The 25,048-nt window shown below is 63.5% G+C and carries 19 protein-coding genes; 6 read left to right on the top strand and 13 right to left on the bottom strand.

All coding sequences use genetic code 11. The features are described from left to right. Positions 1-6 precede the first annotated feature (6 nt). Complete coding sequence (locus tag NDN01_RS05685; RefSeq protein ID WP_272626398.1) at positions 7-1,161, bottom strand: glycosyltransferase family 4 protein; 1,155 nt, start codon at positions 1,159-1,161, stop codon at positions 7-9. A gap of 121 nt (positions 1,162-1,282) precedes the next feature. On the opposite strand from NDN01_RS05685, the gene NDN01_RS05680 reads away from it, so the two are divergent. Next, positions 1,283-2,506 carry a hypothetical protein gene (locus NDN01_RS05680; RefSeq protein ID WP_272626397.1) on the top strand — a complete coding sequence of 408 codons (1,224 nt, stop codon included), beginning with the start codon at positions 1,283-1,285 and terminating at the stop codon, positions 2,504-2,506. A 54-nt stretch (positions 2,507-2,560) separates the two neighbouring features. Here the strand turns inward: NDN01_RS05680 and NDN01_RS05675 are convergent, their stop codons facing one another. From NDN01_RS05675 to NDN01_RS05660, 4 genes are all read right to left on the bottom strand, one after another. Then, positions 2,561-4,162: a hypothetical protein gene (locus NDN01_RS05675; RefSeq protein ID WP_272626396.1), complete on the bottom strand. Its 1,602-nt coding sequence runs from the start codon at positions 4,160-4,162 to the stop codon at positions 2,561-2,563. Positions 4,163-4,231: 69 nt separating this feature from the next. Then, entirely contained in the window at positions 4,232-6,079 is a 1,848-nt protein-coding gene (locus NDN01_RS05670) for a WD40 repeat domain-containing protein (RefSeq protein ID WP_272626395.1), read from the bottom strand. 17 nt (positions 6,080-6,096) lie between these two features. Next, positions 6,097-6,864, bottom strand: coding sequence for a hypothetical protein (locus NDN01_RS05665; RefSeq protein WP_272626394.1), 768 nt, complete (start codon positions 6,862-6,864; stop codon positions 6,097-6,099). Continuing rightward, the gene (locus tag NDN01_RS05660; RefSeq protein ID WP_272626393.1) at positions 6,861-7,487 is read right to left on the bottom strand and encodes a RibD family protein; all 627 of its coding nucleotides are present in this window, start codon (positions 7,485-7,487) and stop codon (positions 6,861-6,863) included. The genes NDN01_RS05665 and NDN01_RS05660 overlap by 4 nt, the downstream gene beginning before the upstream one ends. 967 nt (positions 7,488-8,454) lie before the next feature. On the opposite strand from NDN01_RS05660, the gene NDN01_RS05655 reads away from it, so the two are divergent. Beyond that, a complete protein-coding gene (locus tag NDN01_RS05655; RefSeq protein ID WP_272626392.1) occupies positions 8,455-9,519 on the top strand; it encodes a Glu/Leu/Phe/Val family dehydrogenase in 1,065 nt (354 codons plus the stop codon). After that, positions 9,516-9,776, top strand: coding sequence for a hypothetical protein (locus NDN01_RS05650; RefSeq protein ID WP_272626391.1), 261 nt, complete (start codon positions 9,516-9,518; stop codon positions 9,774-9,776). The genes NDN01_RS05655 and NDN01_RS05650 overlap by 4 nt, the downstream gene beginning before the upstream one ends. A gap of 52 nt (positions 9,777-9,828) precedes the next feature. Here NDN01_RS05650 and NDN01_RS05645 read toward each other — a convergent pair whose 3' ends face one another. The 3 genes from NDN01_RS05645 to NDN01_RS05635 are packed head-to-tail and all read right to left on the bottom strand — an operon-like array spanning position 9,829 to position 11,620. Next, positions 9,829-10,590 carry a siderophore-interacting protein gene (locus NDN01_RS05645; RefSeq protein WP_272626390.1) on the bottom strand — a complete coding sequence of 254 codons (762 nt, stop codon included), beginning with the start codon at positions 10,588-10,590 and terminating at the stop codon, positions 9,829-9,831. After that, positions 10,587-10,991: a hypothetical protein gene (locus tag NDN01_RS05640; RefSeq protein ID WP_272626389.1), complete on the bottom strand. Its 405-nt coding sequence runs from the start codon at positions 10,989-10,991 to the stop codon at positions 10,587-10,589. Before NDN01_RS05640 ends, NDN01_RS05645 begins: the two co-directional genes overlap by 4 nt. Beyond that, on the bottom strand, positions 10,988-11,620 hold the full coding sequence (locus tag NDN01_RS05635) for a protein-S-isoprenylcysteine O-methyltransferase (RefSeq protein WP_272626388.1): 633 nt from the start codon (positions 11,618-11,620) through the stop codon (positions 10,988-10,990). The genes NDN01_RS05640 and NDN01_RS05635 overlap by 4 nt, the downstream gene beginning before the upstream one ends. Positions 11,621-11,892: 272 nt before the next feature. On the opposite strand from NDN01_RS05635, the gene NDN01_RS05630 reads away from it, so the two are divergent. After that, positions 11,893-12,369 carry a GNAT family N-acetyltransferase gene (locus tag NDN01_RS05630; protein ID WP_272626387.1) on the top strand — a complete coding sequence of 159 codons (477 nt, stop codon included), beginning with the start codon at positions 11,893-11,895 and terminating at the stop codon, positions 12,367-12,369. A 40-nt stretch (positions 12,370-12,409) separates the two neighbouring features. Here the strand turns inward: NDN01_RS05630 and NDN01_RS05625 are convergent, their stop codons facing one another. The 5 genes from NDN01_RS05625 to NDN01_RS05605 form a co-directional block, all read right to left on the bottom strand. Further along, a complete protein-coding gene (locus tag NDN01_RS05625) occupies positions 12,410-12,754 on the bottom strand; it encodes a RidA family protein (protein WP_272626386.1) in 345 nt (114 codons plus the stop codon). 137 nt (positions 12,755-12,891) lie between these two features. Beyond that, positions 12,892-17,883, bottom strand: coding sequence for a hypothetical protein (locus tag NDN01_RS05620; protein WP_272626385.1), 4,992 nt, complete (start codon positions 17,881-17,883; stop codon positions 12,892-12,894). 67 nt (positions 17,884-17,950) lie between these two features. Then, on the bottom strand, positions 17,951-19,042 hold the full coding sequence (locus NDN01_RS05615) for a hypothetical protein (RefSeq protein ID WP_272626384.1): 1,092 nt from the start codon (positions 19,040-19,042) through the stop codon (positions 17,951-17,953). A 32-nt stretch (positions 19,043-19,074) separates the two neighbouring features. Continuing rightward, entirely contained in the window at positions 19,075-19,548 is a 474-nt protein-coding gene (locus NDN01_RS05610) for a hypothetical protein (RefSeq protein WP_272626383.1), read from the bottom strand. An 11-nt stretch (positions 19,549-19,559) separates the two neighbouring features. Beyond that, the gene (locus NDN01_RS05605; RefSeq protein ID WP_272626382.1) at positions 19,560-20,459 is read right to left on the bottom strand and encodes a hypothetical protein; all 900 of its coding nucleotides are present in this window, start codon (positions 20,457-20,459) and stop codon (positions 19,560-19,562) included. Between the two features lie 423 nt (positions 20,460-20,882). Between NDN01_RS05605 and NDN01_RS05600 the strand changes: the two genes are divergently transcribed. Next, positions 20,883-21,467, top strand: coding sequence for a LuxR C-terminal-related transcriptional regulator (locus NDN01_RS05600; protein ID WP_443025195.1), 585 nt, complete (start codon positions 20,883-20,885; stop codon positions 21,465-21,467). A 327-nt stretch (positions 21,468-21,794) separates the two neighbouring features. Then, a complete protein-coding gene (locus NDN01_RS05595; protein ID WP_272626380.1) occupies positions 21,795-24,995 on the top strand; it encodes a TonB-dependent receptor in 3,201 nt (1,066 codons plus the stop codon). The last annotated feature ends 53 nt before the right edge of the window (positions 24,996-25,048 follow it).

Raw genomic sequence — 25,048 nt, 5'->3', positions numbered from 1 at the left:
GCGATACTAAAGAGAGGCGAGATACCGGGAGAAATGTCCGGCATCGGTCTGCGGCAGGAAGCTGAGCGCAGCCGCGCGGGACGCAAGCGAGCAGCACCGATACGCCTCTTCATCGGACAACAGCGTGCCCAGAGCAGCCTGCCAGGGCGCGATATCCTGGGGCGGCGCGACATGGCCTGCCCCGGTTCGCCGGGCAGGTTCGACCGGCAGGATGAAGTCGATACCGAGCTTCGCTTCGGGCTGGCCGCCGAGATTGCCGGCAAGAACCGGGATGCCGCGCAGCATCGCATCAATCGCCACATAGCCGAAGGTTTCCGGAATCAGTGACGGCGCCACGAGGATATGCGCGTCGCGAAGGACGATACCGACATCGTCGGCGGGTTCGAGCACCGTCATGTTCGGTAACAGCGACAGGTCGCGCAGCACCGTCTCGTCCACGCCCCAGGTCGGCACTGCGGCGAAAGGCGTTTCGGGGAACAGCCTCGCCAGGTCGAGGAAGATCGGCAGTCCCTTGAGCAGGCAAGGGTTGATCATCGTCACTGAGCCGGCGGCGGCCCGGTCCGGGGGTTCGAACGGCCCGTCTCCGAATACCGGAAAGCGCAGCAGGACAGAATCCAGCCCGCCATATTCCCGAAGATAGGCGCGGCTATGCTCGCTCACCGCGACGATGCTCCGGACGCGTCTTAACCGGGCGTGCTGTTCTTCATTTCCAGCCTCAGCCTCCGGACCGAACGGCAGATGGAAGTGCGTATGAACCAGCGCAACCACCCGGTCGGGCGCATAGGCCAGCGCGATATCGAGCAATATCGCGGGACGGTCGTCGGAAACGAGGATCCAGTCGGGTCGCGTATCGCGGATCACCGCGCCGATCCGCGCCGCAGCTTCGGGATCGTCGAGATCCAGCGCCTCGACCCTGACGCCCTCATGGCGATAGGACATGCTTCCCGCCGCGTGACGCTCGACGGCGATACCGCGCGCGCTTAGCGTTTCCGCACTGAATCTGTCAGCGAGAATCCCGCGTTCGCGAGGCATCCGGGACACCGCATGGCATTCGAAGCCCCGCGCCGCCAGCGCGGTCAGCAAAAGCCGATTGGCCTTGTTGCCCCCGCCATAGGACGGAAAATACACGGCATCCTGCAACAGGAGTATTCTGGTGCTCATTCCCTCCAGTACGCCGCAGTGCGAGCATCGCGGTCAAGCCATGTTTAGCGGTCAAAATGGGGACATCGACTATGTTCCTTCCCCGGATACACTTTAGCATCGACAGTTGAGGGAGAGGCGTGTGCGCGACCTGATCTGCGGATTGCTCGGTTCACCACTGGAAACGACAGGCACAAGGGAGGCAAACGGTCGGGCTCGCGATCTGACCGTTTCATGGCTGCGCTGGCATTATTTCGGCGAGATCATCGAAGATGCCGACCTCGGCCGGCTTCTCTTACGGGCAAGAGTGGCCGGCGCCCGCTACTGCCTCGTGCAGGGCTATGGGCATGTTGTCGCCGAGCATGCCGGCCCCAATGGCGGCAAGGCCCGCAGTTTCTTCGACGCGCTGGAGGAATGGACGGAGAACCGCGACTTCATCATCGCCGGCGTCCCCGGTCGCTGCCTGCTGGTCAACCTCAATGCCTGGACGCAGCACGGCGAACCAACCGACTCAATCACGATTCCTTTCGGGCCCGACCTCGAAGGCCATCTGATCGATCTGCGATCCGACCTCGGCAACGCCGCGGACTTCCTGACCTTTCTCGACGACATGTCGGAAAAAGCCGGTCGCGGCGTGTTCGTCCTGAACTATGAATCCTATGACGATGTCGCCGACCCGCCTCCGGGCTTTGCCGCGCCCGTCTCCACCTTGTATTGCGTCGCCGCCGGCCTCAAGCCGAACCGTATCCTGGCCACGCATGGGATCGATTCGGACAGCAGCGTCGTCTTTTTCGACTATAGCACGCAGGCGCTGGATTTCAGGCGACGGCTCGACGCCGAATGGGATGGTCACGACTATCCCGGTTTCCTGCGCAGCCTGTTCGAGCGGCAAAATGGTGCCCATTATTATCTTTGGCCCGGCGCCTCGCCCGACAACATGGAATGGGCCGAGTTGGAGCGCCTATGGTCTGCAGAACTGGCGCGCTGGGGTGGCGCGGACAGGTTCGAAAACCATTGGCGGCAGTTCCGCGAGTTGCGGCACGACTATCTGCTCTGCAATATCCTGGAGGCCGATAGCCTGCTCGAACGAATCCGGGACGAACCCGGCTCGCTGATCTGGTGGAGCAACGCCTTCTGCACCATCTTCAGCGCGACACACTACAGCCTCGAACAGAAACGCCGGATCTACGAGGACTGGATCGTCCGCCTCTCCGAAACGGCGCCGGGAATCTTCCTGTACGGGTCGGACCATAGCAACAGCAGCGTGAACGCCATCACCGCGCGCGACTATCGCGACCGCTATTTCGCGCATGGCGGCGATCCGCTTCTCGCCCGCGCCTTCCATCGGCACTCGATCCGGTTCTGATGAATAAAACCCCGCCGCGAACCGGGTTCGCGGCGGGGCAAGGTCAGGCAGCGATCAGCGGAACACCACCGTGTTGGGGAAGACATGGCTGACACTGGTGCCCTGGGTACCATCGAAGTCGCCATGGCAGCTGAAACAATTGTTCGCCGTGGCGTTTGGATCGGGGTTGCCCGGCCGCACTTGCTGGAAGGTCTCCATGGTGGTGTTCGCGGCGAACTGCGACCCGATCAGCTGGTAACCCGGCTGCGGCGGGATGATGCGGTTGCTCCAGATCGCACCGACCAGAAAATAATTGGCCAGCGCTTTGCCGGTGCCGCCCGACGCAGCCAACTTCGGCTGAAGCGAGTTCATCAGCGAGACGAGCAGCGTGTTGTTGAGCACGGCCGGATCGCTCAGTGACGGTGTTGCCGGCTGCTGGCTTCCCCATGGATTGAGGCGCGCCACGCTGGTCGCCGTCAACGTCTTCCCCGCGGCGACGATGCTGCTGTCGTCGCCCGACGATGCCGTCTCGACAATCACGTCAGGCGCGGTGGAAGCGCCCTTCGGCCCATTATAGAAGATCGATGACTGGCTGCTTGTCGTGCTGAAGGTAACGGTGTTGAGGCAGGTCGTACCCGTCTTGCACGCCTTGGTGGTCGGATCGTAATTCTGGTTGAGATAGGAATAGGTCGCATCCGGGCTGTTGAAGTTCGATTCGAAGGTCGCCCAGACCATCTCCGGATGATGGTTGACCGATCCCACCACATGCATGCCGACCATCGCCAGCGTGCGCGTGACCATGGTCGTGCCGTCCCAGCTCAGCACCAGCTGGTTCTTGGCGTTGAGCGCTTGCGTGAAGGCAGGCACATCCGACTTGATCTGGATAAGGCTGCTGGCCTGCGCTGGCGTGATGTAGGCGGTATCGATCCAGGCGGTCTTCACCTCGATCGCGAGCTGGCTCAGATTGGGGAGAGTCTTGCCCGAGGCCTTCTGGATCTCCTTCGCCTGGTCGAGCGTGATCGGGAAATTCGTCTTGTTCGGGCCGGCATTATAATAGGGCACCTTGCGCCAATGCTCCTTGAGCGCGGTGAAGACGTCGTTCTCCTGGATCGCGTAATAGACGACCGGATAGGTCGACAGCCCGGTCTTGCCGGATACCGGGATCGGCTTTCCATTGACGATCAGCACGCCGCCGCCCGCCTGGCCGGTCGAACCGGTATCCCCCGCCGGACCGCCCACGACATTGTTGGTGCTGCCGGCCGACTTGAGCAGCAACACCTTGGGCTTGTTGACGCGGACCCGGAACGACACATTGGTCTTGTTCTGTGCATCCAGGCCAGTGCTGTTGACCAGTTGGAAGGCGCCCGTGCTGGTGTCCTCGACCGCGTTGTCGAACTTGGGCGAGAACATCAGCAGGTTCCCGCGCACATCCTTGGTCGTCAACCAAAGGAACATCTGCGACGACCATTTGTAGAATGCACAGTCGGACGAGGGATCGAAGCTGGCGCTGTCCGGCGGGGCAAAATTGCTGCCGACTTTCCAGGTGGCGAATTCAGCGCTGGTGACCGCGCATAGCGGTGCCGGCCCGACAGGTATCTGGGACTGGACTGAGGATTTGGCCGCGACGCCTGCAAACAGAAACAGGCACCCCGACAATAGCCATTTGCTCGGTGTCATTTCGCATGCTCCTTCAAGAATCGAAAAATACCAGGAACGCCAACAACATTGGGCAATTGCCGGGTCGGGCTATGAACCTCCGTCACCGACCCGCTGAGTCATCGCGCGATAGACGTTGCGCACCGACAGATCCTCGACCGACACAAGATAGACCCCGCCGTCATAGGAAGAGGCGACCAGCCTCTCTCCAGAGCGTGACAGCGAACTGATGCCGTTCGCGGCGATCGTGCTGCGCGTGACCCGGCCCGTGCGCAGGTCGGCCTTGATCAACGCCCCCCAATAGTCGCCGACGATCACCGTATCCGCATCCCAGAAGCAGAGCGATTTCGGGGAACGGCGGCCAAGCTCGATCGAATGGGCCAGCCGGCCATCCGCCACATCATAGACGTTCAGCGTGAAATCGCGCGAGGCGCTGGCGATACGATCGCCCGCAGGGGAAAGATCGACATCGTCGACGATGGCGGTGTGCCCGGGAAAGCGCTGCAGGATCTCGCCGTCCAGAGTCCAGGACAGGAGCCCGCCATCGGCGCTGCAACTGACACCCAGCGGTTCGTGCGGATGCAGGCGCAGCGCCTTCACCGCACCGTCGTGCAGCGAGTGGGCCAGCACATCCCTCCCGTCAGGGGATACGCGAACGATCGCTCCGCTATAGCATGCAGCGAACAGCGCACCCTCATGACCCTCGCACTGCGCCACCCGGATCGAGTTGATCGGTCCCTGCCCCAGCGCCACTTCGACGGCGCTTTCCAGACCGGCGCCGAAGATATGCAGCTTGTGGTCATGCGCGCCGGCAACGACCCGTCCAGTGCCTGGATCGCGCGTCACCGCATTCATCAACCGGCGCCCGCCAGGGGGCTCAGTGCGGGCGGCAAGGCACGCTTCCCGCTCGGTCAGGCGGATCAGCCGGACCATTCCATCATCTGCGACCAGCGCGACGCTGCCGTCCGGCGCGGCAGCGGCTTCGTTGAAACAGGCATTGCCCTGGTCGCCCGGGGCACCGCCCACCTCCCGGACGATCAGGCCCGACGCGGCATCCCATTGCACGACGGTGCCATCGAAGGTCCCCGCCAGGATCGACGCGCCATCGGGCGACCAGCCGAACGACCGTTCCCATTTCGAGGGATGGTTCTCCAGGTTCACCTTCGGGCTGAAGGACGACGCATCCCAGATGGTGATGCGCTGGTCATAAGCGCAGGACAGGATGTCGCCGTTGATGGGGGAGACCGCCACCTTCTTGATGCCCGAACCATGTGCCTCGATCGAGGCCAGCGCCGTACCGTCGCGGCTGTCGAACATGCGGATGACACCGTCGTCGCACCCAAGCACCACCCGGTGGTTCAGCATGTCAATGGCACAGGTGTCAGTCTCGGTCTCGAACGGGCCCCAGGTGCGGATCAGCGCTCCGGTGGCGAGATCCCATTGCCGCAGGGTCATGTCGTCGCCCGACGAATAGATCAGTCCGTCGCGGCAGGCGACCGAGAGCACGTCCTTCTCATGCCCCTCGATAGTCCGCCGGATCGCGCCGGTGACGAGATCCCAGACGATGATTCTCCGGTCGCGCGAGGCGGAAACGCCGGTGGTGTCGTCAACGAAAGCGAAGCCCTCCACGTCGTCGCTATGCCCGCGCAGCACCAGGGCCAGCTTACGACCGGTCAGGTCCCAGATGTAGATATCATAGTCGGAGGAGGAGGAAGCTGCTCTGCTCCCGCCCTCATCGACCGTCACATGGTTGGCTAGATGCCGGTGGTAACCCAGCAGATCGACGGTGGCGGCCTCGAGATCGAACAGCGCCACCGCTCCGTCATAGGCGACGGCAACCACGGCCGCGCGACCCGGGATCGCGGCGACAGAAGTCACCGGGCCGCGATGGCGGGTGAAGCTGTCGGCGACGATCGGGGAGAGATGGGCATTGAGCATCGGTGTCGCTCCAGCAGCTAGAATCGGAGGAAACGGAGTTCGGGAGCGTCCCGGCGATAGAGATCGTCCAGAAGCGCGGTTCCCCGCAGGGCTCCGGCCAGTTCGTCGAAATTCTCCACCACCGCGCCCAGTTCGGCCGGGCCGCGCTTGTGGCTCGCCGCCGGTAGCGACAAAGGCGCCTCGACCCCGAGAAAGGAGATTATCCTGCCCATTTCCCGCCGGTCCCCGAGCGCTTCATACTGGGTGTCGAGCCATGTCTGGCCCGTCGCGCGGAGAACGGTTTCGAGCGCCGCATAATAGGCCGCATTTAGCCCGCTGTGCCGGATCAGGTCGGCCGCCTCGACATGAAGCGCCGGGACCGCCGCCTCAGCCCGCGCGGCGAAACTCTCCCAGATGCCGGTAAGGCGCGCGATCTCTTCGGATACATAGGTCCGCACGCGGTTGCGCCGCCTCAGCAGGATTTTTCGGACCGAAGGATCACGCAGCAGCAAATCGACGGCGGCGTCATTCTCATCCCGGTTCATCTTGAAGCCGACTGCCCGCGCGCCGCCACCGGCAGCCCAGACGGAAGCGATAAAGCCTGCCGGGTCGCGATCACGCGCGACAACATTGTCGGAGAGGTCGCGCCGTCCTTGCCAATCCCTCGCCCAATGGATTCCGCTAGGGTTGAACAGGCCGTGATGACACAGGATATCGGAATGCGCGTTCAGCAGGCTGCACAACAGGTTGCTGCCCGTCCTTGGCGCCGCGAAAACGACGAACCGGGTGGCCTTTTCGCTCTTCATCCGGCAGCCCTCATCTCGCCCCCCATTCCCGGCACCCCGGATTCGAGCAGGAATCCTTCGCCAAAGGCGCTTGCGTGCAAGGTGGCAGGCAGGGCGCCCAGGGTATCGCGGGCGCCGCGGTCGGCCGCTTCGGCGGTGCCGGCGCGGACGTAGATCGTCACTCTGTCAGCGAACCCCTGGCTGAAGAATGATCGCAGCAGCGTCGGGCCGCCCTCGACCAGCAGGCTTTCGATGCCGTAATCGTAGAGGGATTCCAACGGACCATGCAGGTCATGCCCTGTCATCGCCAGGGCAACCGCGCTCGGGTCGACATGATGGTGCGAGCTGATAACGAAGGCCGGCGCTCCGGGATGCGACATCGCGCAGGGGTGCGATCCGGCGAAGATCACCCGGTTCGGTTGCCTGCGCGGCTCTCGACCCAGCTTCTCCGGACGAACGGTGAGGCGCGGGCGATCTATGTTCCACGTCTTCCCGCCCACCGCGATGGCGTCGTAGCGCTCCCTCAGGATATGGACCCTGTGCCAGTCGTCCCCGCAGGAAATATTGCCCGAAATGCCTTGCGGCTGCCGAACGCTGCAAACGTCTTCCGTAGCGAAATTAATATGGATGAAAGGTCGCCGCATTCGCTTCTCCAGTGCTTTCCTGCCCGGAACCGCTCATCGGCGAGAGTTGGATTCCGAGGAGAACGGGGTTCGGCAACGATATGAGACTGGACCCGGGCAAGACTTGAAACCGGAAGCGCTTCCCAGGCTCAAAACCCGACCGGCCAGCGTGCGCGACATCAGAGGGCGACGCGACGATGATCGAGCGTGGACGGCCCCGCCGGCGAAGAGTTGCCCCAGCCAGATGGCGCGCCCGCACCGCAGATGTGTGGCGGGCAATCCACCTGAATCCATGCGCTGCGACAGCGCCGACGATGTGCATCAGACATCCCTCCACCGCGCCGGAACTGAATAGCATACGGAGAATAGAGCGAAAGAAGTGTTGCAACCATTTTAGAATGAAACGCCGGCTTCATTCGCCACTGCAACATCCAGAAACCATCTTGCGTCGATGCAGAGTCAACCTGAACTGGTACCGTTCCGGTTTAATCGCCTCACATCGCGGATTTTAAAGTTCCCTCCAATGGAAAGCGCGAGGACATTTCGTCCTGAGCATTTTGTTAACTGGGGTCAACCACACCGCATCACGCTTGCGACGTTCAGGTCCGTGCCCCCTCGGGGCGACTTTTCCTCGAATCCGTCGAACCCATGCATGAGCGATTTTTACGACTATCGCAAAAAAAGTTGCGGATTTTTCATTCTCGGCCAGCTATCGGGGCTGCAGCGATGAAGAATCGCGTGGTCGTCCGAGGAACCGCAAGACCGTGCAAGGCATGATGGTAGTGACGAAGAAAGCAGCGGCTCACGCCCTGTCTTCGTGCGCCCGAATGCCTGGCGTCCCCGCCTGCGCCTCGATCCGACTTATTACCCGGACCCGAATTACGACCGGGCAGATCTTCGCGATCTGATCCCATCGGTCACAGGCGCTGGCGCGGGACGCATCCGCCACGCCGCATACGTAATTCAGTGTTTTCCGGAGCTACCCCACATGGATTTTTCTCGTGCGCATGATGCGCATCCGCCCGAACAGGTCGTGCGCCTGCAGGATTCCGCCGGCGGACTGGACGGCGTCATCGCGCTTCATTCCACCCTGCTCGGCCCGGCCGCTGGCGGATGCCGGCTATGGACCTACCCTCATTTTACCGAGGCGACACAGGACGCGCTCCGCCTCGCCGAAGGGATGAGCTACAAGAACGCGCTTGCCGGCCTGCCGCTCGGCGGCGGCAAGGCAGTGTTGCGCCGCCCTGAGGGCGATTTCGATCGCGCCGCATTGTTCCGTGCCTTTGGTGAGGCAGTGGAGGAACTGGGCGGCCGCTACGTCACCGCCGAGGATGTCGGCACCACCGTCGGCGACATGACCGAGGTGGCGCGGCACACTCGCTACGTCGCCGGCCTGCCGCCTCGCGACGGGCGGCCGGGTGGCGATCCATCGCCCTGGACGGCGCTGGGCGTCTTCCGCGCCATGCAGGCGGCAGCCGAACATCGCCTCGGGCGACCGGTTGGCGATTGCACCGTTGCCATCCAGGGCCTCGGCTCGGTCGGCGCGTCTCTTGCCGATCTGCTCCACGAGGCCGGTGCACGGCTGATCGTCGCCGAACCGCGTTCAGCGGTCGCCGCAGCGGTCGCGACGCGGACGGGTGCGGAAGTGGCGTCGCTTGGCGCCGTGATCGAGGCGCGTTGCGACATCTTCGCTCCCTGCGCACTGGGCGGCGTCCTCAACGCCCGGTCGATCCCGAAACTGCGCGCCGCGATCGTCTGCGGTGCGGCGAATAACCAGCTCGGATGTGAGGAGGACGGCACCGCTCTGGCTGAGCGCGGCGTGCTCTATGCGCCCGACTATGTCGTCAATGCCGGCGGGATCATCAACGTCTGCGCTGAGTATCTCGGCTGGGATAGCGACGAGGTCGCCGCCCGGATCGACGCGATCCCGGATCGCCTCCACCAGGTCTGGGCGGATGCCGAGCAGGCCGGCATCGCGGTCAACCTGGCGGCAGACCGGCTCGCCCGCGCGACGATCGCGCGCGGCAGGGCACCGGCGATGGCAGCGCCGTGATGGAGCCGCCACGTCCCGTCGCGCGATACCGGGTCCAGGGTGTCGACGATCCCGAACTGATCCCACGCGTGTTCGGCCAGTTCGCACGGCGCGGACTGGTCCCTGCCTTCGCGCTGATCCGGCGCTCCGCCGGCCTGATCAGGATCCAGATCGAAGCAATCGATGTCGATGCCTATGGTGCGCGCATCCTGGCGGAAACCTTGCGCGCCCAGTTCCTGATCGAGGAGGTGACGCTGGATTTCGAGACCCCAGGATAGCAGGTCTCTTCGGAGACTCCGGGCTGGATCGGCGGTGATCGATGCTGCAACGTCAATCCAGCCCGACCTTGCCCGGCGCCCAATACGCCTTGGTACGAAGTCGCGAGGAAGGAACGCCTCCTGCCTTCAGAATGGTGACGATCCGCCTGATCGCCGGTGCCCGCCCCGTCACCACGTATAGCGAAGCCCCGGTATCGAGAGCCGCAAGCTGCAGGGCCATCGCTTCCAGATGGGCGTCGTCCTTGGTTCGCTGAGCCAGCATGGCCTCCTCCCCGCCGATCCGCCGCAGCACGTGCCGACATTCGTCCGGCTCGGAGACTTCGAAAAACAGCCTGGGAGGCTCCGCGCCCGAACGCCCGGCCAGCGCAGCAGCCAGGCCGAACGATGTCTCGTCGCCAAACACGACAAGCGGCGTGGCAGGATCGCCGGCGTCGAGCGAACGCCGCGGCCCGAAAAACTGGCAGGCATCGCCGGGTGCCAATCCTGTCGCCCATTCAGTGCCCGGCCCCTCGCCATGCGACCAGACGAGAAGGCGTGTACGTCCCTGCCGCGCATCCCATGACATCGGCGTAAAGGTCCGCGCGGTAAGGAGACCGCCGAGTATCACCTGGATCTTGTCGCCTGCGGTCCAGGCCACATGCCTGAATGCCTCGCCCTCAAGGTCGATCAACCGAAAACGCGGCGACAAGGGCTCGACCGCGGTGACCGTTGCGGTGCGGGTCAGCCATTGAGTCAGCGCCTTCTCGATCCGGTTTGGTCGCGTCGCGCGAAAACGGCGCGAAGCGGTATCGGACGCAAACGGGGAGTCAGTCATTGCGGTCGCCCTTCCATTGCAGCCATTGCCATGATGCGTGCCGAGACGAGTGCGCACCCGAGCGCCGCCTCGATTCCTCTTGAACCCGAATTTCGACATGGCGCGATGCGGGAAAGCTCTTCCGGAGATGCCAACAGCCGGCACAACAGGCGTTCGTCAGACGAAGGCGCGAGCGGACATCCTGTACAAAGCGATCGGTCGAACCGGCTTTCGCACAGCGTCATCACGCTGTCGAAGGTCGGTGCGAGCATGTCGTACCCATGGGATGCGAACAGGCCATGCAATACGGGCTGCACCGGATCACCGGCATTTCTCGCCTGACGCCAGAGTCGCGCCGCCTGCATCACCATCACCTCGGGCAGGACGGGCGATGCCGCACCCGCAATGGGCACATACATCATGACGCCCTCGGCATCATCCGGCCGGCCTTGCGGCAATAATCGTCATACGCTGCGCCGAAGCGCGCACGCATCAGAGCTTCCTCCCTGGGCACACGAATAAACCACATCGCGGCAAAGGCGGGAATGACGAGAAAACCGGCGATCCAGTTTTGCACCAGCAAAGGCTGCGCAAGCACCGAAATCCAGATCGCCAGATACATCGGATGACGGATGCGGGCATACACCCCGTCCATCACCAATGTGTGGTCCTCACGCACCTCAAGCCCCGCACTCCAGTTGCGTCCGAGATCGGCATGGCTGCACCAGAACAGCCAGAGGAATGGAAGCTGGGCCAGGACGCCGATCCAGATCACCCAGTCGGGCAGGCGGTACGCCGCGAACGAAAAAGCGCCGGTTGCGAGATGCAACAGCGGCAGCAGCATCATCGTAGTGAACATCATCGCAAGAAGGCCGATCTCGAAGACATCCTTGTGGGCGTCCACGACGATATTCGCCCGGTTACGGAGGGAATGAGGCACACGGATCACGCACATCGCCACAAAGACGGCAAGCCAGGCGGCCGAACCCCATCCGTTTTCGGCCCAGCGTGTTGCGGCGAGGACAAGCAGCGCGAATGCGAGGATCGTCAACGCGGTCGCCATTGCACCGGCGGCTGCTCCACTCTGTCGACGCATGAGACTCTCCTGCCCATTGGTTCGAAGACAAGCCTTCGCATAATTGCGAATGATTCTCAATATCTATAAATTAAATCAGTGAACCGCCGTGCGGCATCGAACCCATTCGTCATTGCGCGGCACGGAGGCAGAGGAACGCATCTTCACGCTCGACGCCTCGCGCCTTGGAATCCGGCTATGCCCGCTCAGGACTGGCGGAAGAGCGCGATGCACGGCAGATAAGGCTGATGTCGCCAATCCCCCTTCCGTCCGACGGACTGCTCATCGAAACCTTCTCAGGCAACACAAACGAAGCGCTCGCGCTGCTCCTCCCGCTCTGTGGGGTGGTATTCGCAACCTTCGATCCGGCGTATCTCGCCGACCGGTTGCCGCACGTCGCCGATCCGCATCTGCTGCTCGCGCGGCGCCAGGATAATACGCCCGCGGGGTTCAAGCTCGGCTATCGGCGCGGGACCGGACTGTTCTACAGCTGGCTTGGTGGAGTCGCGCCGGAAGCGCGGCGCATCGGCCTTGCGGCACGGCTGATGGAGCGCCAGCATAAGGAAATCAGGGCGCTTGGCTATCATCAGGTCGAGACCCGCACGCGCGCGGAGAACAACTCGATGATCCTGCTCAACCTGCGCCATGGTTTCCATGTCACGGGTTTCGAGATCGATGCGCGCGGCGCCGCAGTGGTGACCCAGCGCAAGATATTGGGGGAATAGCACGGAACCACGCCTGGTCCCGTGCTTCCCGAATGCCGGCTCAGCGAGCAGCGGTGATGATGATCTCGACCTTGTAGTCAGGCGTTGCGAGCTTCGCTTCGCCGGTGGCGCGCGCGGGGGCGTCCTGCCCGTCGACCCATGCATCCCACACCGCATTCATCTCGCCGAAATCGCTCATGTCGGCGAGCCAGATCGTCGCCGCGAGGATCTTCGACTTGCCGCTTCCAGCGCGCGCCAGCAGTTCTTCCACCTGGACGAGGATCGCCTTCGTCTGCGCGGTCACGCTTTCGCCCGGTGCGCCGACCTGCCCTGCCAGATACACGGTATCGCCATGGACTACTGCCTGGCTCATGCGAGCCCCCGCGTCGATGCGAGTGATGGTCATGCTTCAAATCTCCCGGCGCCTGGGCGCGCTTGCCTTGTGAAACGGTCGATCGTGCGGTCTCCCGAGTCGATCGCGCGCTGCCTGCCGGAGATGTCGTCGAGGTGCAACGCCCTGGAACGGATCGCGCGGGAACGCCGTTATTGCCCACGCCCCAGGATCGGTCGCGCCATGTCCCGCAACGAGAGCTGGTCGAACTTCAGCCGCGCCGTGATGTACGGCCCCTGCCGCGTCCAGCGCGCCTCCTCGAAATCCCGGTCGCGATAGCCGGTGATGTTGTAGCCAGCCGTGAACCAGAGATTCTTGCCCGGCGACACACCGACTGATGCGCCGAGCGACAGCTGCGCCGTGCCACTGGTCCAGCTATGCTGCATGCTTGCATTGCCACCGATATCGAGGTGCCCGGTCACGTCCTTGCGGATCTCGACCCCGACCACGTCGAGGAACCCGTCGACCCGTTCGTCGGCGTAGCGCCCGCGGACATATTTCGCGCCGTAATAGACGCTCGCCTCGAGGCCGTGACGGCCCCCTTCGCTGCCGGTCCGGTAATTGACCGCGACATTGTTGATTGCCCGGAACGTGGTGTTCGTCCCTTCCGCGAAGGTCGGCACGGCCAGCGCGTTGCTGGCGCTGATCCCGGCGCCCGCCCCTTCCTGGCGGAGCTGGAAGCGTTCCAGCAACGACCAGCGGCTATCGAGCGGACGCACCGCCAGCGCCACATCCGCGTCAATCGACGAGGCGACCGCGCCGCTCGCCTCGCGGACCCGATAGGCCCGGATACTGGAGGCGATCGTGCTTCCCTGTCCCAGCGTCCGCAGCAGGTTGCTGGTCACGCCCCAACGCCGCTCGCGCGTGCCGGTACGATACTCGACTCGTCCGTTCCAGCTCCACAGCGCACCGCGATAGGTTGCGCCCAGCGTGGCAGCAACAAAATCGCCGTTGATCCCGTCGCTGCTCAACGACCCGCCCGACGCGAGCGGATGAAACGGATTGACGATGTCGCCGCGCGGGATGTGGCCGGATAACGTACCGCTCGAATCAACCGTCGCGTCGATCGTCCAGCGCTTGCCGAGCGGCAGTGACTGGCTGAGGCCATATTGCGCATAGGTGCGCGAGCCATTTTCGCCGATCGCACCCTGATTGAGCGTGGTCAGCAGGCGGGCGCCGCCCCAGGGCGCGACGTCGAACCCCAAACGGCCGGTCTGGGCGGTGAACTTGTCTCCCTTGGCATATTCGAAGCCGCCAATCAGTTTCAGCCAGTCGTTGAAACGCCATGAAGCGCCGATCCGCTGGCGTGCCGGGAAATCGACACTCGCATCCTTGCCGCCAAGCGGGACCTGCGATTCCGCATTCAACTCAAGCTTGTTCTTGAACAGATTCCGCGTGCCACCCAGCGTCAATAGCCGCGAATCGAGCGCCGTGCCGCCGATCCCGCGATCGGACGCCACCTGCATACCCGCATATAGCGTGCCGGTCTGGCGGCGATATTCGACCTTTAGGTCGCCCGCGATGCGCCGCGCCGCCTCGTCCAGGTCGCTCTGATACCATGCTGAACCGGCCAGCGACCAGCGCCCGCCCAGCTTGAGCCGGCCGTCAACGCCGATCTTGCGCGTCCCAGCCTCGCCGAGATTCTGCTGGCCGAGCCCGAAAACGCGATCCTGCTGGCGGACATAGGCGAGCATATCAGCGCGGGGACCGTGATGCTCCACCTCGGCGAGCCATGCCTGGCCCTTTCCGATCCCATCCCTGCCGCCGGTCGCTGCCTCGGCGCGAATTTCGGTGTTCGCGGTTGCCTTGAAACGCAGGTCGATGCCGGCAACGGTGCCGTTCCCACTTGTCTCGTCCCGCAACAGCGTTGCGCCGATCTCGGCACGGCCGACCTTCACGGTGGCGCGGCCGCCCGCGGCAAGCTTCTTGCTGCCGCCATAGGTTTCATAGTCAGCCACGATGAAGATCGGGTTGAGATCGGAATCGCGGCTCAGGACAGGCTCGCGGAACCGCAGCGTACCCGCGACGGGATCGATGTCATAGTCGATGTGGCGAGTCAGCAACTGGCTGTTGAGCACGCGATCAGGCCGGAACCGGTCGCGCGTCTCCAGCCGCAGCTTGTCGCTGTTGGGTACAAGATTCTGCGCTGACAGACGGTATGGACCGGACAGGCCGTTGCCCTGGATTTCGTCGCGGCCGTAACGGCTGTCGTCATTCGCCGCGAAGGCGGTGAACTGGACCCGATTGCTGGCGAACTCTGCCTTCACGCCGTTCATCGTCCGGCTGTAGCGACCGAGCTTGGTATCGACGAGGCCAGTCTCGAAATCGCCGTACAGCGCATAGAAATCGCGCCGTTCCAGCCGGAGGTAGAGCTTACGTCGGCTCTGCGTGTCATAGCCCTGCAGGGTTCCGTCACCATAGACGGTGTAATAGCGGTTCGGGTCGATCGTCCCGAGCACCCCGCGGTCGCGCAGCCGCTGCTCGTCCTTGTCGCTGTCATAGGCAATGGTCATCATCCACGATCCCTTGATCCGGCCCTTGGCATAAAGCGAAAGCTGACCGTCGGTGACGACCTCGCCGCGCTTCCCTCTCGCAGTCCGCTCAGCACCGGAGAGAATGTCGTAGCCAAGCGTTCCCTTGCCGAAGCCGACCACGACCCAGTCCTGCGCCGGCGCGGTGAGACGCGCCTTCACCTCGCTGACCAGTTCGCGCTCGCGATCGGCCAGCGTGACGGCGATCCGCACCATGCCCGCCTGACGCGTCGGCTGAAGCGCGATGAAGGCAAGCCCTTCGTCACCCACCACTTGAGCTGTCGTCTGAGTACGTTCGAGCCCCGCGAGTTGGCGGCCCTGCTCAGCGGCAACCTGCTGGGCAGCGCGATAAGGTTGATCGACGCGGAACGGGACAATCGTCCCCGCGCGCACTGGCCGCCCCTCGCTGTCAGTCACCCGCACCGCGATCAACGGGCGCGTCAGGCCGTCAGCGACCAGCCGGGACTTTTCGGCCACATAGGTCGCCCGGGCCGGGGTGTTGGCGTAATGGACGATACGGGTCAGCGTGGCGGCCACGCTACCGTCAGCCCCAAGCACCCGCGCCTCGAGTCGGTTGTCACCATCGATCAGCGCCAGGCCGGTCCAGCGCGATATGGCGACGTTGCGTGCTTTGTCGTTATCGGTCCCGTCGAAGCTCAGCGGATCGACGGGCTTGCCGTTCAGCGTCAGCGCCACGCGCTGGGCGACGTCATGACGGACCACCACGCGGACGGCGGGCGCGCGGGGATTGTGGTTCTCGTCCGGGAACAGCCAGCCGACGCCCGGCGTGGCGACCGCGAGCCAGTCGTCGCGATTGCCCGCGGCCTGCGCGTCGCCGAGCGGGGTGATCGGCAGCAGGTCAGCGGCGGCGGCAGCCTTGCCTGTCAGGCGAAGCTGGAAATCGACCCGCTGCAGGCTTCCGCCGCCGCCCTCGACATAGCGCGAGATCGGACTGTGCGCGACCCGCGTGTCGGCGTCGCACACCACCGGCGCGTGCGTCGCGGGCACACTGGCCAGATCCATCTGGACGACATGGGTGCCCGGGGAAACGCCCTCGAAATGATAGAGCCCGTCGGCATCAGTGACTACATAGGTGCCGTCTTCCATCAGCAGCCGGATGCCCGGGACGCCCTTGCGGCCGCGCTCGGGATCATGACAGCCGCCCTCGGTGACCCGTCCGATCACGGTGAAGGCATCGGTGAACAGCGGCGCACGGATCCGCACCGAGGCGCTGGCGAGATTGCTCGCGGCTGAGCCCGACGCGCTTGCCGCCGCGCTGTTGACCGCCTCGCCCTGGGGAGCACCCGGCACTATCTCGACGAGATAGGTCATCTGCGCGGTTGCTCCACTGGCGAGCGACGCCAGGGTGAAGCTGAGCGTCCGCCCATCGGCGGAGACGAGAGGCTCGGATACGCCGCGTGTCGACCCTGCGTGATAGCGCAGTCCCCGCGGCAAGGTATCGGTGAGGCCGACTTTGATCACCGCGGCGACGCCGGTGTTGCGCAATTCAAGCCGGTACTGCACGAAATCGCCCGGTTCGGCCTCACGCACCGACGCCGTCTTGTCGAGCACCAACGCGCCCGACGTCGCCCGGTCGAGCGGGATGTCGACCCGGATCGGCGCCGTGCCCTGAAGGACGAGCACGCCGCCATAGGATGCGTCCTCGATGATGAAACCACCGACCGAATTGGGCAGTGACGCTATCGCAGCGGGCGTCACCGCCGACGGCGCGGTATAGCCATCCGGCGGCACGATGCGCAGCCGGTACCGTCCCGGCGGCCCGAGCGGGAAACGGAAATTGCCGCGACGGAAACGATAGACCTTGCCTCCCGCATCAGTCACCGTCCCCCCACTGATCACGGTCGCGGGATAGGCGCTGACTCCGTCGTCGCCGAAGACCCGCGCCGCCGGCGCACCCGTTGAATCGTCGATCAGGGTCACGGTCGCGCCATCGACCAGGTCGCCGGTACGTGAATCGAACACATAGCCTTCGGGATCGAGCAGCAGCGAGGCGGTCGAGGCCAGGCTATAGTCGCTGCCAGCGAAGTCGAGCACGAGATTGCCGTCGGCGCGGTGAAGGCCGAGGTCGCAGGCGGCGAGTGCACCATATTGCCCCGTCGCGGGCATGCCGCCGGCAAAGACGCCCGTGTTCGGACCAGTCTCGAGCAGCACGACCGTGCCCTGACGGCTCGCGGTATGCTCGGTGATCCGGACGGTCTCCCGTGTCAGCGGATCGCGGTTCTCGCCCGGCGCCTCGAGCACCAGGATCAGCGGGCTGTCGATATCGAGCACGTCGAGCGGCCTGGCGGCCGCCAGCTCGCTGGCTGAAACCGGCGCCGGGGTGAAGTTGGAGCCCGCGCCGCATGCCATGCCCTGCAATGCGAAGCCGGGTGGCAACTGGCGGAAATCGAACCGCGTGGGCAGCTTGCCGAGGACAGTGAAGGATACGGTATTGGACAGCACGACGCTGTCGCCACCATTCACGGTGCGGGTAAGCGAGGCAGTGTTGCTGATCGTCTGCGCCCGCGCGGTCGGGCCGCAAATGGCAAGCGTCAGGATGACGACCATCGCGACCGCGCGCGCGATCGGGGCGAAGAAGCGGAAGATCGCCATGGGCTTAATCCTCCCCGGCACGCAGGAGGGGGCCGCGTACCGGAGAGGAAGACCCGATCCGCGTGGGCTAGTTGAGAACCACGCGGAACGAGGCGGTGAGCGGGATCAACGGCAGTACGCTGCCGAAAGTCGCGCGAACCGTGGTGCCGTCGAACGAGCCGCCATAGGGATCCGATTCGTCGGGCCCAGTGGTATCGTCGTCCTCGATCGTGCCGTTCAACACGCATTGGCCACCGACCCCGAGGCCGCCGACGGTCAGCGAGTTGGACACATAGGTCGTGTTGGCCGGCACGGCATCGGACATGCTCACCCCGGTGGCAATACCGGGGCCGGCATTGGTGACCGTGATGCAATATTCCACCGTAGCACCCGGAATTGCCTTGGGATTCACCAGCAGATTGTACGGATCGCTTACCACCCGCGAGGTCTTGCTGATGGTGACCGCGGCCGTGTCGATCGTATAGGCATCGAACGCAAAGAGCTGACCGTCGCGTGGCAGATCGAGCACGTTCGCGCCGTCAGCGAAGACAATGTCGACCGTGTTCGGCGAATCCGGCGTCAGCAACGACGTCGCGACCAGATCGGCGCCCAGCGTGCCCGCGCCGCCGCCGGCCGCGACGATCGCGTCCAGGCTGACGATGGCGGTGTGGATGCCCTGCGTGTTGGGGATGTTGGCGACGATGAACACCGTGACAGTCGCATCGGGCGCCAGTTCGTCGATGAAAGTCGCCGTGTCGACGCCGGCATCATAGGTGCCATTGCCGTTGGAATCGACGAACACGCGCATGTTGTTGACGTTAAAGTCATCAGTACCGAGCAGCGGGATCGATACGGTCTGCTGCCCGGGGACGAGGCGGAAATCCTGCACCGAGTTGGTCAGGTTTGTCACGGTGAAGGTCGTCACCTGATCGGTTGAACCGATCGCCACGCGCGTGGCCGCGCCACCGACTTCGGCAACCGCCAAATTGACCTTTTTATCGACCAGGAACGTCGCGGTGTTGGACGTGCTGGTCTGCGGCGTACCGCCAACCGAATAGGTGACGCTTGCCTGGTTGGCGATGCTCGTGCCGGCTGGCGTCTCCTGTGCAAAGGCTGGAGTTCCGATCAGGGCAGTGATGGCTGCCCCGCCCAGCAGTTCCAATCTATGGATGAGTTTCATGGAAATACTCCCTGTTATAATAGTAAGTTAAATCACTTCAGAATTGCCCTGAATGCGACCTGCCCAGAGCCGCCAGCGGGAACAGGATCGTTGAGGCGCCAGCGCACGACCCGGACATCCGCGGACAGGGCAGGACGGACCTTGCCGTCGGCAGTGCGGACGGTGAGTTGCTGGAGGCGGCCGAAGCGGGTGCCGTCGACCGACAGCTCTGGCTCGGCGGAACCCTCCGCCGTCCCGGCATAAACCAGGTTTGCCGGCACCGGATTGGCGATCACCAGGTCGCGCGCCGGTTCGCGGCCGGTATTGCGATAGCTGAGCTGGTAGACGATCCGGTCGCCGGGCGTGACCCGGGCAGCCGGTGCCAGGGTGATCTTCGTGGTGCCGTCAGGCGCCGCCTTGCGCTGCTCGACCATCGCGCGCGCCGTGAGATCGACCGGCTGGGCCAGTGCGGCCGCCGGAATCGCGAGCAGCGCCACGGCGCCGCCTAACTTCATAAGGTGGGACATGATGCTACTCCTCATTGGATGGTGACCTGGAACTGGATCGTGCGCGTCACCGGCGCGGGCACGTCGCCGAGCGCGACGTGGATGGCGGAGCCGTCGAAATCGCCGGTATCGGTGTCGGCGGCGTCAGTTAGTGCGGTGCCGTCCAGGCGGAGGCTGCCGGGCACATAGGCCGTGCCGGTTGGGATGGGATCGGCGACGCGCGCCGCCCGGACGACACCGGTCCCGCCGAAGCGGGATTCGATGGTGTAGGTGACCGTCGCGCCACGCACAGGATCGGCGCCGCCGCCCGGCGCATCGATGCGTTGCGACTTGACCAGTGCGATCTGGCCCGTGTCAGTGCCAGGCGCGACGCTGAGCGCAACCGTGGCCGTGGCAAGCCCGCTTGAGGCTCCAACCACGGCGTCGCACCCGGTGTCCCCTTGGCCCGGAAATTCGCTGCCCGGGCGACCCGATCCGGTCGCCGCGCGCGCGGTTACGACGAGCGTGGCACTGGCAGCCGCAGCGCCACCCCGAACCAGCGCGAGCAGCCGCAGCGATGCACCGGGTGCGAGCGGCGGCGTCGCGGAGGCAGGATCGATCGCCAGATCGGTCGCGCCGTCGAAATGGCCGTCACCATCCCGGTCCACGGCAAAGCCCTCGACCACGGCCTGGGCCCCGTCGATCCGGCCGCCGAGCAGAAAGGCCTCATGACCATTGCCGGTATTGACCAGGACGAACGGCACCGCTGCCAGTTCCTTGGTGGGAATGGAGACAGTGCCCGATCCTGGCGATAGCGTCAGGTCGAGCAGCTCGTCGATGCGGATCGTTGCAACGTTGGAATTGAGCGACCCGCCGGCTCCACCAAGAGTGAAGGCGGTAGAGGCAACATTGGAAACAGATATGCAGGCAGGCGTAGCAGCGTAAGCAGGCATGCCGGCAAACAAGACGCCACCGACAACCAGCATTTCGGCAGATTTTGAACCACCGGGGCCTTTCGGCATCCTACAGTCCCCATGCATCTCCATACACGAGAAGAGTGGTTTTTCTGGTTACCATCGATTTAAAGTGATTTGCGAAACGTGCGATGATTAGACTAAGGTATAATGTTATACGTAATTGTACGTACTTTTAGTCATTTTCTCTTCATCACAGATACCACTACCCGATTATCCTAAGATTGTATGAGTTTTTATACGACACTACTCCATTTCGAACTCACATTCCCTAGACCGTAGGCCGGAATTCACGTAAAGATGTCGACATATGTTGAATGTTGCCTTGAGTATCCGGTGGCGTTTGCAGCCCGAATCTTGATAGCGGACGGCCATCCGCTTGTGCGGGAGGGGCTGGTCCTGGTGGCGCGGTCAGTTGCGCCTTCCATCGTTATCGACACGGCCGGCACCGTCATCGAGGCTGAGGCGCTGGCACGCCTCCACCGCAGCTATCGTCTCGCCATCCTCGACTCAGCGCTTCCGGGATCATTCGGCTTCTCCGGCTTCCTCCAGATCCAACGGCAGCTCGGCCCGGTCCCGATTGTGATTCTTTCCGCAAGCGCCGGTCTGGAAACGGTGGAGACCGCCCGCGCGCTGGGCGCCGTTGGCTATTTCCTGAAAACATGGCCGGTCGACGAACTGACGGCTGCCTTGCGCCGGGTACTTGAGGGGATCGCGGTATTCCCCCTGCCTGGGGCCGTGGCGGACGGGCGAGCCCAGGACGCTCAGCGGGACTTGCGGAAACTGTCCGATGCGCAGCTTCGCGTATTGCTCGCGCTGGCGGACGGCCGCTCGAACAAACAGATTGCAGGCGATCTCGGCGTTACCGAGGCGACCATCAAGGCCCACCTCTCCGCGAGCTTCAGAAAACTGGGCGTGCAGAATCGCGCCCAGGCGCTGTTGGCAATGCAACCCCTGCTGCACGATCGCAACCTATCCGCAGGCTGAGCGCGTGGAATAGTGCGGGCGCCTGCCTGTCGCGACGTCGACCAGACTCCCCGATCCCGGCAACAGATATCGAGTCAGTCGCTACATTTGACCCGGATTTCCTCGGTGGCGCGAGAGCGTCAGCAGAATTGAGAACGTTAACATCGATAACCTCCCTCCAAAACCATGATAAATCAAGCCATTTTGGTTCAATCCCCCTTCGGATTGCACTCAACTCCAATTGACAACGTCAGACATTTTGGTAGCGTTACCATCGAGAGGCACGAAGCCTGCTCGTCAAAAACAATGTCGACGCCTGTCGGAGAGCGTCGTTGAGGAGGGGTGATTATGAAAAGCTTTGGGAAGAGCTTTGGACGTTCGTCGGCGCTTGCGCGCTCCACATCGGTGATCGCTGTCGCCGCGTGCCTGATGATGCCGGGCGCGGCGCTGGCACAGGCTGATCCGGAAAAGACAGTCAACGTGGCCGACGGGCAGGCCAGCGACGCCGAGCAGGATATCGTCGTTACCGGCATTCGCGCCAGCCTTGAGCGTTCCATTGCGATCAAACGGAACTCTTCCGGCGTGGTCGATGCGATCTCTGCCGAAGACATCGGCAAATTTCCCGATACCAACCTGGCCGAGTCGCTGCAGCGCATCACCGGCGTGTCGATCAACCGCACGAACGGCGAGGGCGCACTGGTCACGGTGCGTGGCTTCGGGCCCAACTACAATCTCGTCACGCTCAACGGCCGCACCCTGGCGACCTCGATCGTGTCCGTGGTCGGCGGTGACCAGAATGCCGATGGCGCGCAGGGCACCAGCCGCTCCTTCGATTTTTCCAACCTCGCCTCGGAAGGCGTGAAGACGCTTGAAGTCTACAAGACCGGCCGCGCCGCGATTCCTTCAGGCGGCATCGGCGCGACGATCAACGTTGTCTCGCGACATCCGCTTGACGGACCCTCGGGTCTTTCGGGCAGCATCGGCGCGAAGGCAGTGTACGATACCAGTGTCAACGGCTGCCTCGACTGCGGCTCCAAGGTCACGCCCGAGGTATCCGGTGTGCTGAACTGGACGGACCCGTCCGAGAAGTTCGGCGTCTCGCTGTTCGGCAGCTATCAGAAGCGCAACTACACCTCGATCAGCGCCACGTCGAACGACTGGAATATCATCCCGTACAGCACGTTCCTTACGGGTGGATTCGCGCGTAACATACCGGGCGCGATTCCTGGTGCCGATGCCATACCGCAGATCTGCCCCACCAGCACACCTGCTTCAAATTGCACCGTCGTCAACAACGCGCCGAAAAACCCCAACCAACTCGTCGCGATCCCGAATGACAGCCGTTATCACTATGCCGAAGGCACGCGCGAGCGCTTCAACGGCCAGGCCGTCCTGCAATTCCGACCGACCGACTCCCTAACCCTGACCGCCGACGCCCTGTATGCGCAGAACACGCAGCGCGAGACCCGTTCGGATTTGTCCAACTGGTTCAGCCGGCCGTTCGACGTCGTCACCTTCGACGGCAACCCCACGGTCGCCACCGCGACCTATCTCCACGAGACGATCAACGGCGCGAAGGACGAAGGCTTCGAAGCGCAATCTCGCGCCCAGAAGAGCACGCTTCAGGATTACGGGCTTAACGCCAAATGGGACTTTGCCGAGAACTTCTCGCTGAATCTCGACGGTCATATCAGCAAGTCGGACAGCCGCCCGGACAACGCCAACGGCCAGAGCTCGACCCTGGTCGGCATGGGCGCCAATGTCGTGGCGGCGCACTCGGTCGATTATGGCAGCGGCGGCATTCCGCAGCAGAAGGTGACGATCAGCAGTGCCGGCAATGGCGCGCTCGACGTCAACGACGTCGGATCGCAGGTCGGTCGTACCAACGCTTCGACCCAGAAACAGACCGTGAAGGAAATCCGGGCCGACTTCGGCTGGGACCTCGGCGGCGGCAGTCGTTTCGACTTTGGCGGTAACTACCGGACCGCCGACATGCGCCAGACCTTCGTCTCCACCCAGCAGACGCTGGGTGACTGGGGCATCACCAACCCGGGCGACGTGAACAAGCTCGCGCCGGGTGCGCTCCAGGCGTTCTGCCTCGAATGCAAGTTCAACCAGTATAATCCGGGCGGCGACCCTGCCTCGCAGCTCGCTTTCCGTGGCAACGCCGCCAATCTCTATTCCATCCTTTCCCCCTATTACGCCAAGGCGGGGAATGCCATCGGCATCACCAGCAACCAGGATAACCGGGTCAAGGAAACCATCTGGGCAGCCTATGGTCAGATGACCTGGAACGGCGAGATCGCCGGGCGCAAAGCCAGCATGGTCGCCGGCGTCCGGTATGAGAGCACCAAATCGACCACGACGTCGCTGGAAGCTGTGCCGGGCGCGATCAACTGGGTGTCGGACAACGACTTCACCGTCGTTATCTCCAATCAGAGCAACTTCATAACCGGCAAGGGCAGCTATAATAACCTGTTGCCGTCATTCGATTTCCGGATCGAGCCGATGAACAATCTCGTCGCGCGTTTCTCGTTCAGCAAGTCGATCGCCCGCCCAAACTACAGCGATCTGTTTACCGCCACGACGGTGGCCGGACCGCCGCGCCCGATCAACAATGGTGGCATTGCGTCGGCGACGAGGGGCAATGCCCAGCTTTCGCCGATCACGTCCGACAATTTCGACGTCTCGCTCGAATATTATTTCAAGCCGGACAGCTACATATCGGTCGGCCTGTTCGACAAGCGAGTGCACAACTTCATCGGCCGTGGCCAGTTCACCAGCGACCTGTTCGGTCTGCGCGACCCCAGCTCCGGTGCGGCTGGAAGCCGTTCCGGAGCCGCAAAAGCGGCGCTGGCGGGCCTTGGCGCCGATACCAGCGACGTTAACCTGTTCGCGATGACGGCATTGATCCAGTCGACCGGATCCGTGGCGGCGGCGACGACGCAATTCGCCGCCAATTTCAATCCCGTCACGCATTCGCTGAGTGATGACTATGTCAAGACGATCAACAACACGCTGGACGTGAACGCGAACACAAGCGATCCGCTGTACCAATTCCAGGTTTCGCGCCCGATCAACAACAAGGATGCGAAAATCTGGGGCATCGAAGTTGCCGGCCAGTATTTTCTTGGCAATACCGGCCTCGGCGTATCGGCCGCCTATACGATGGTCCGGGGCGATGTCGGCTTCGACATCGGGGCGATTCCGGCGGAAGATCAGTTCGCGCTGCTCGGGTTGAGCGACACGTTCAACGCAACGCTGATCTACGACAAGAACGGCCTCTCGGCGCGGCTTGCCTATAACTGGCGCGACAAGTTCCTTTCCGGGATCAATCGCCAGGGCTCTCGCAATCCTGAGTTCACGGCGCCGTTCGGTCAGCTCGACATGAACATCAGCTATGACGTCACCAGGAATGTGTCGGTCACGCTGGAGGGTATCAACCTGCTCGAGGAAAGCGTCCGTACCTATGCCCGGGACAAGTCCGAGCTGTGGTTCGCCCAGGAACTCGATCGCCGCTTCATGCTGGGTGCACGCTTCAAGTTCTGATCCGTCTTGTCGATCGACAATATTGGGGGAGGAAGGCCGCTGTTTTGCAGCGG

This window comes from Sphingomonas sp. QA11 (genome assembly GCF_028473665.1).
Taxonomy (GTDB): Bacteria; Pseudomonadota; Alphaproteobacteria; order Sphingomonadales; family Sphingomonadaceae; genus Sphingomonas; species Sphingomonas phytovorans.
This window is presented reverse-complemented; position numbering and strand designations above follow the sequence as displayed.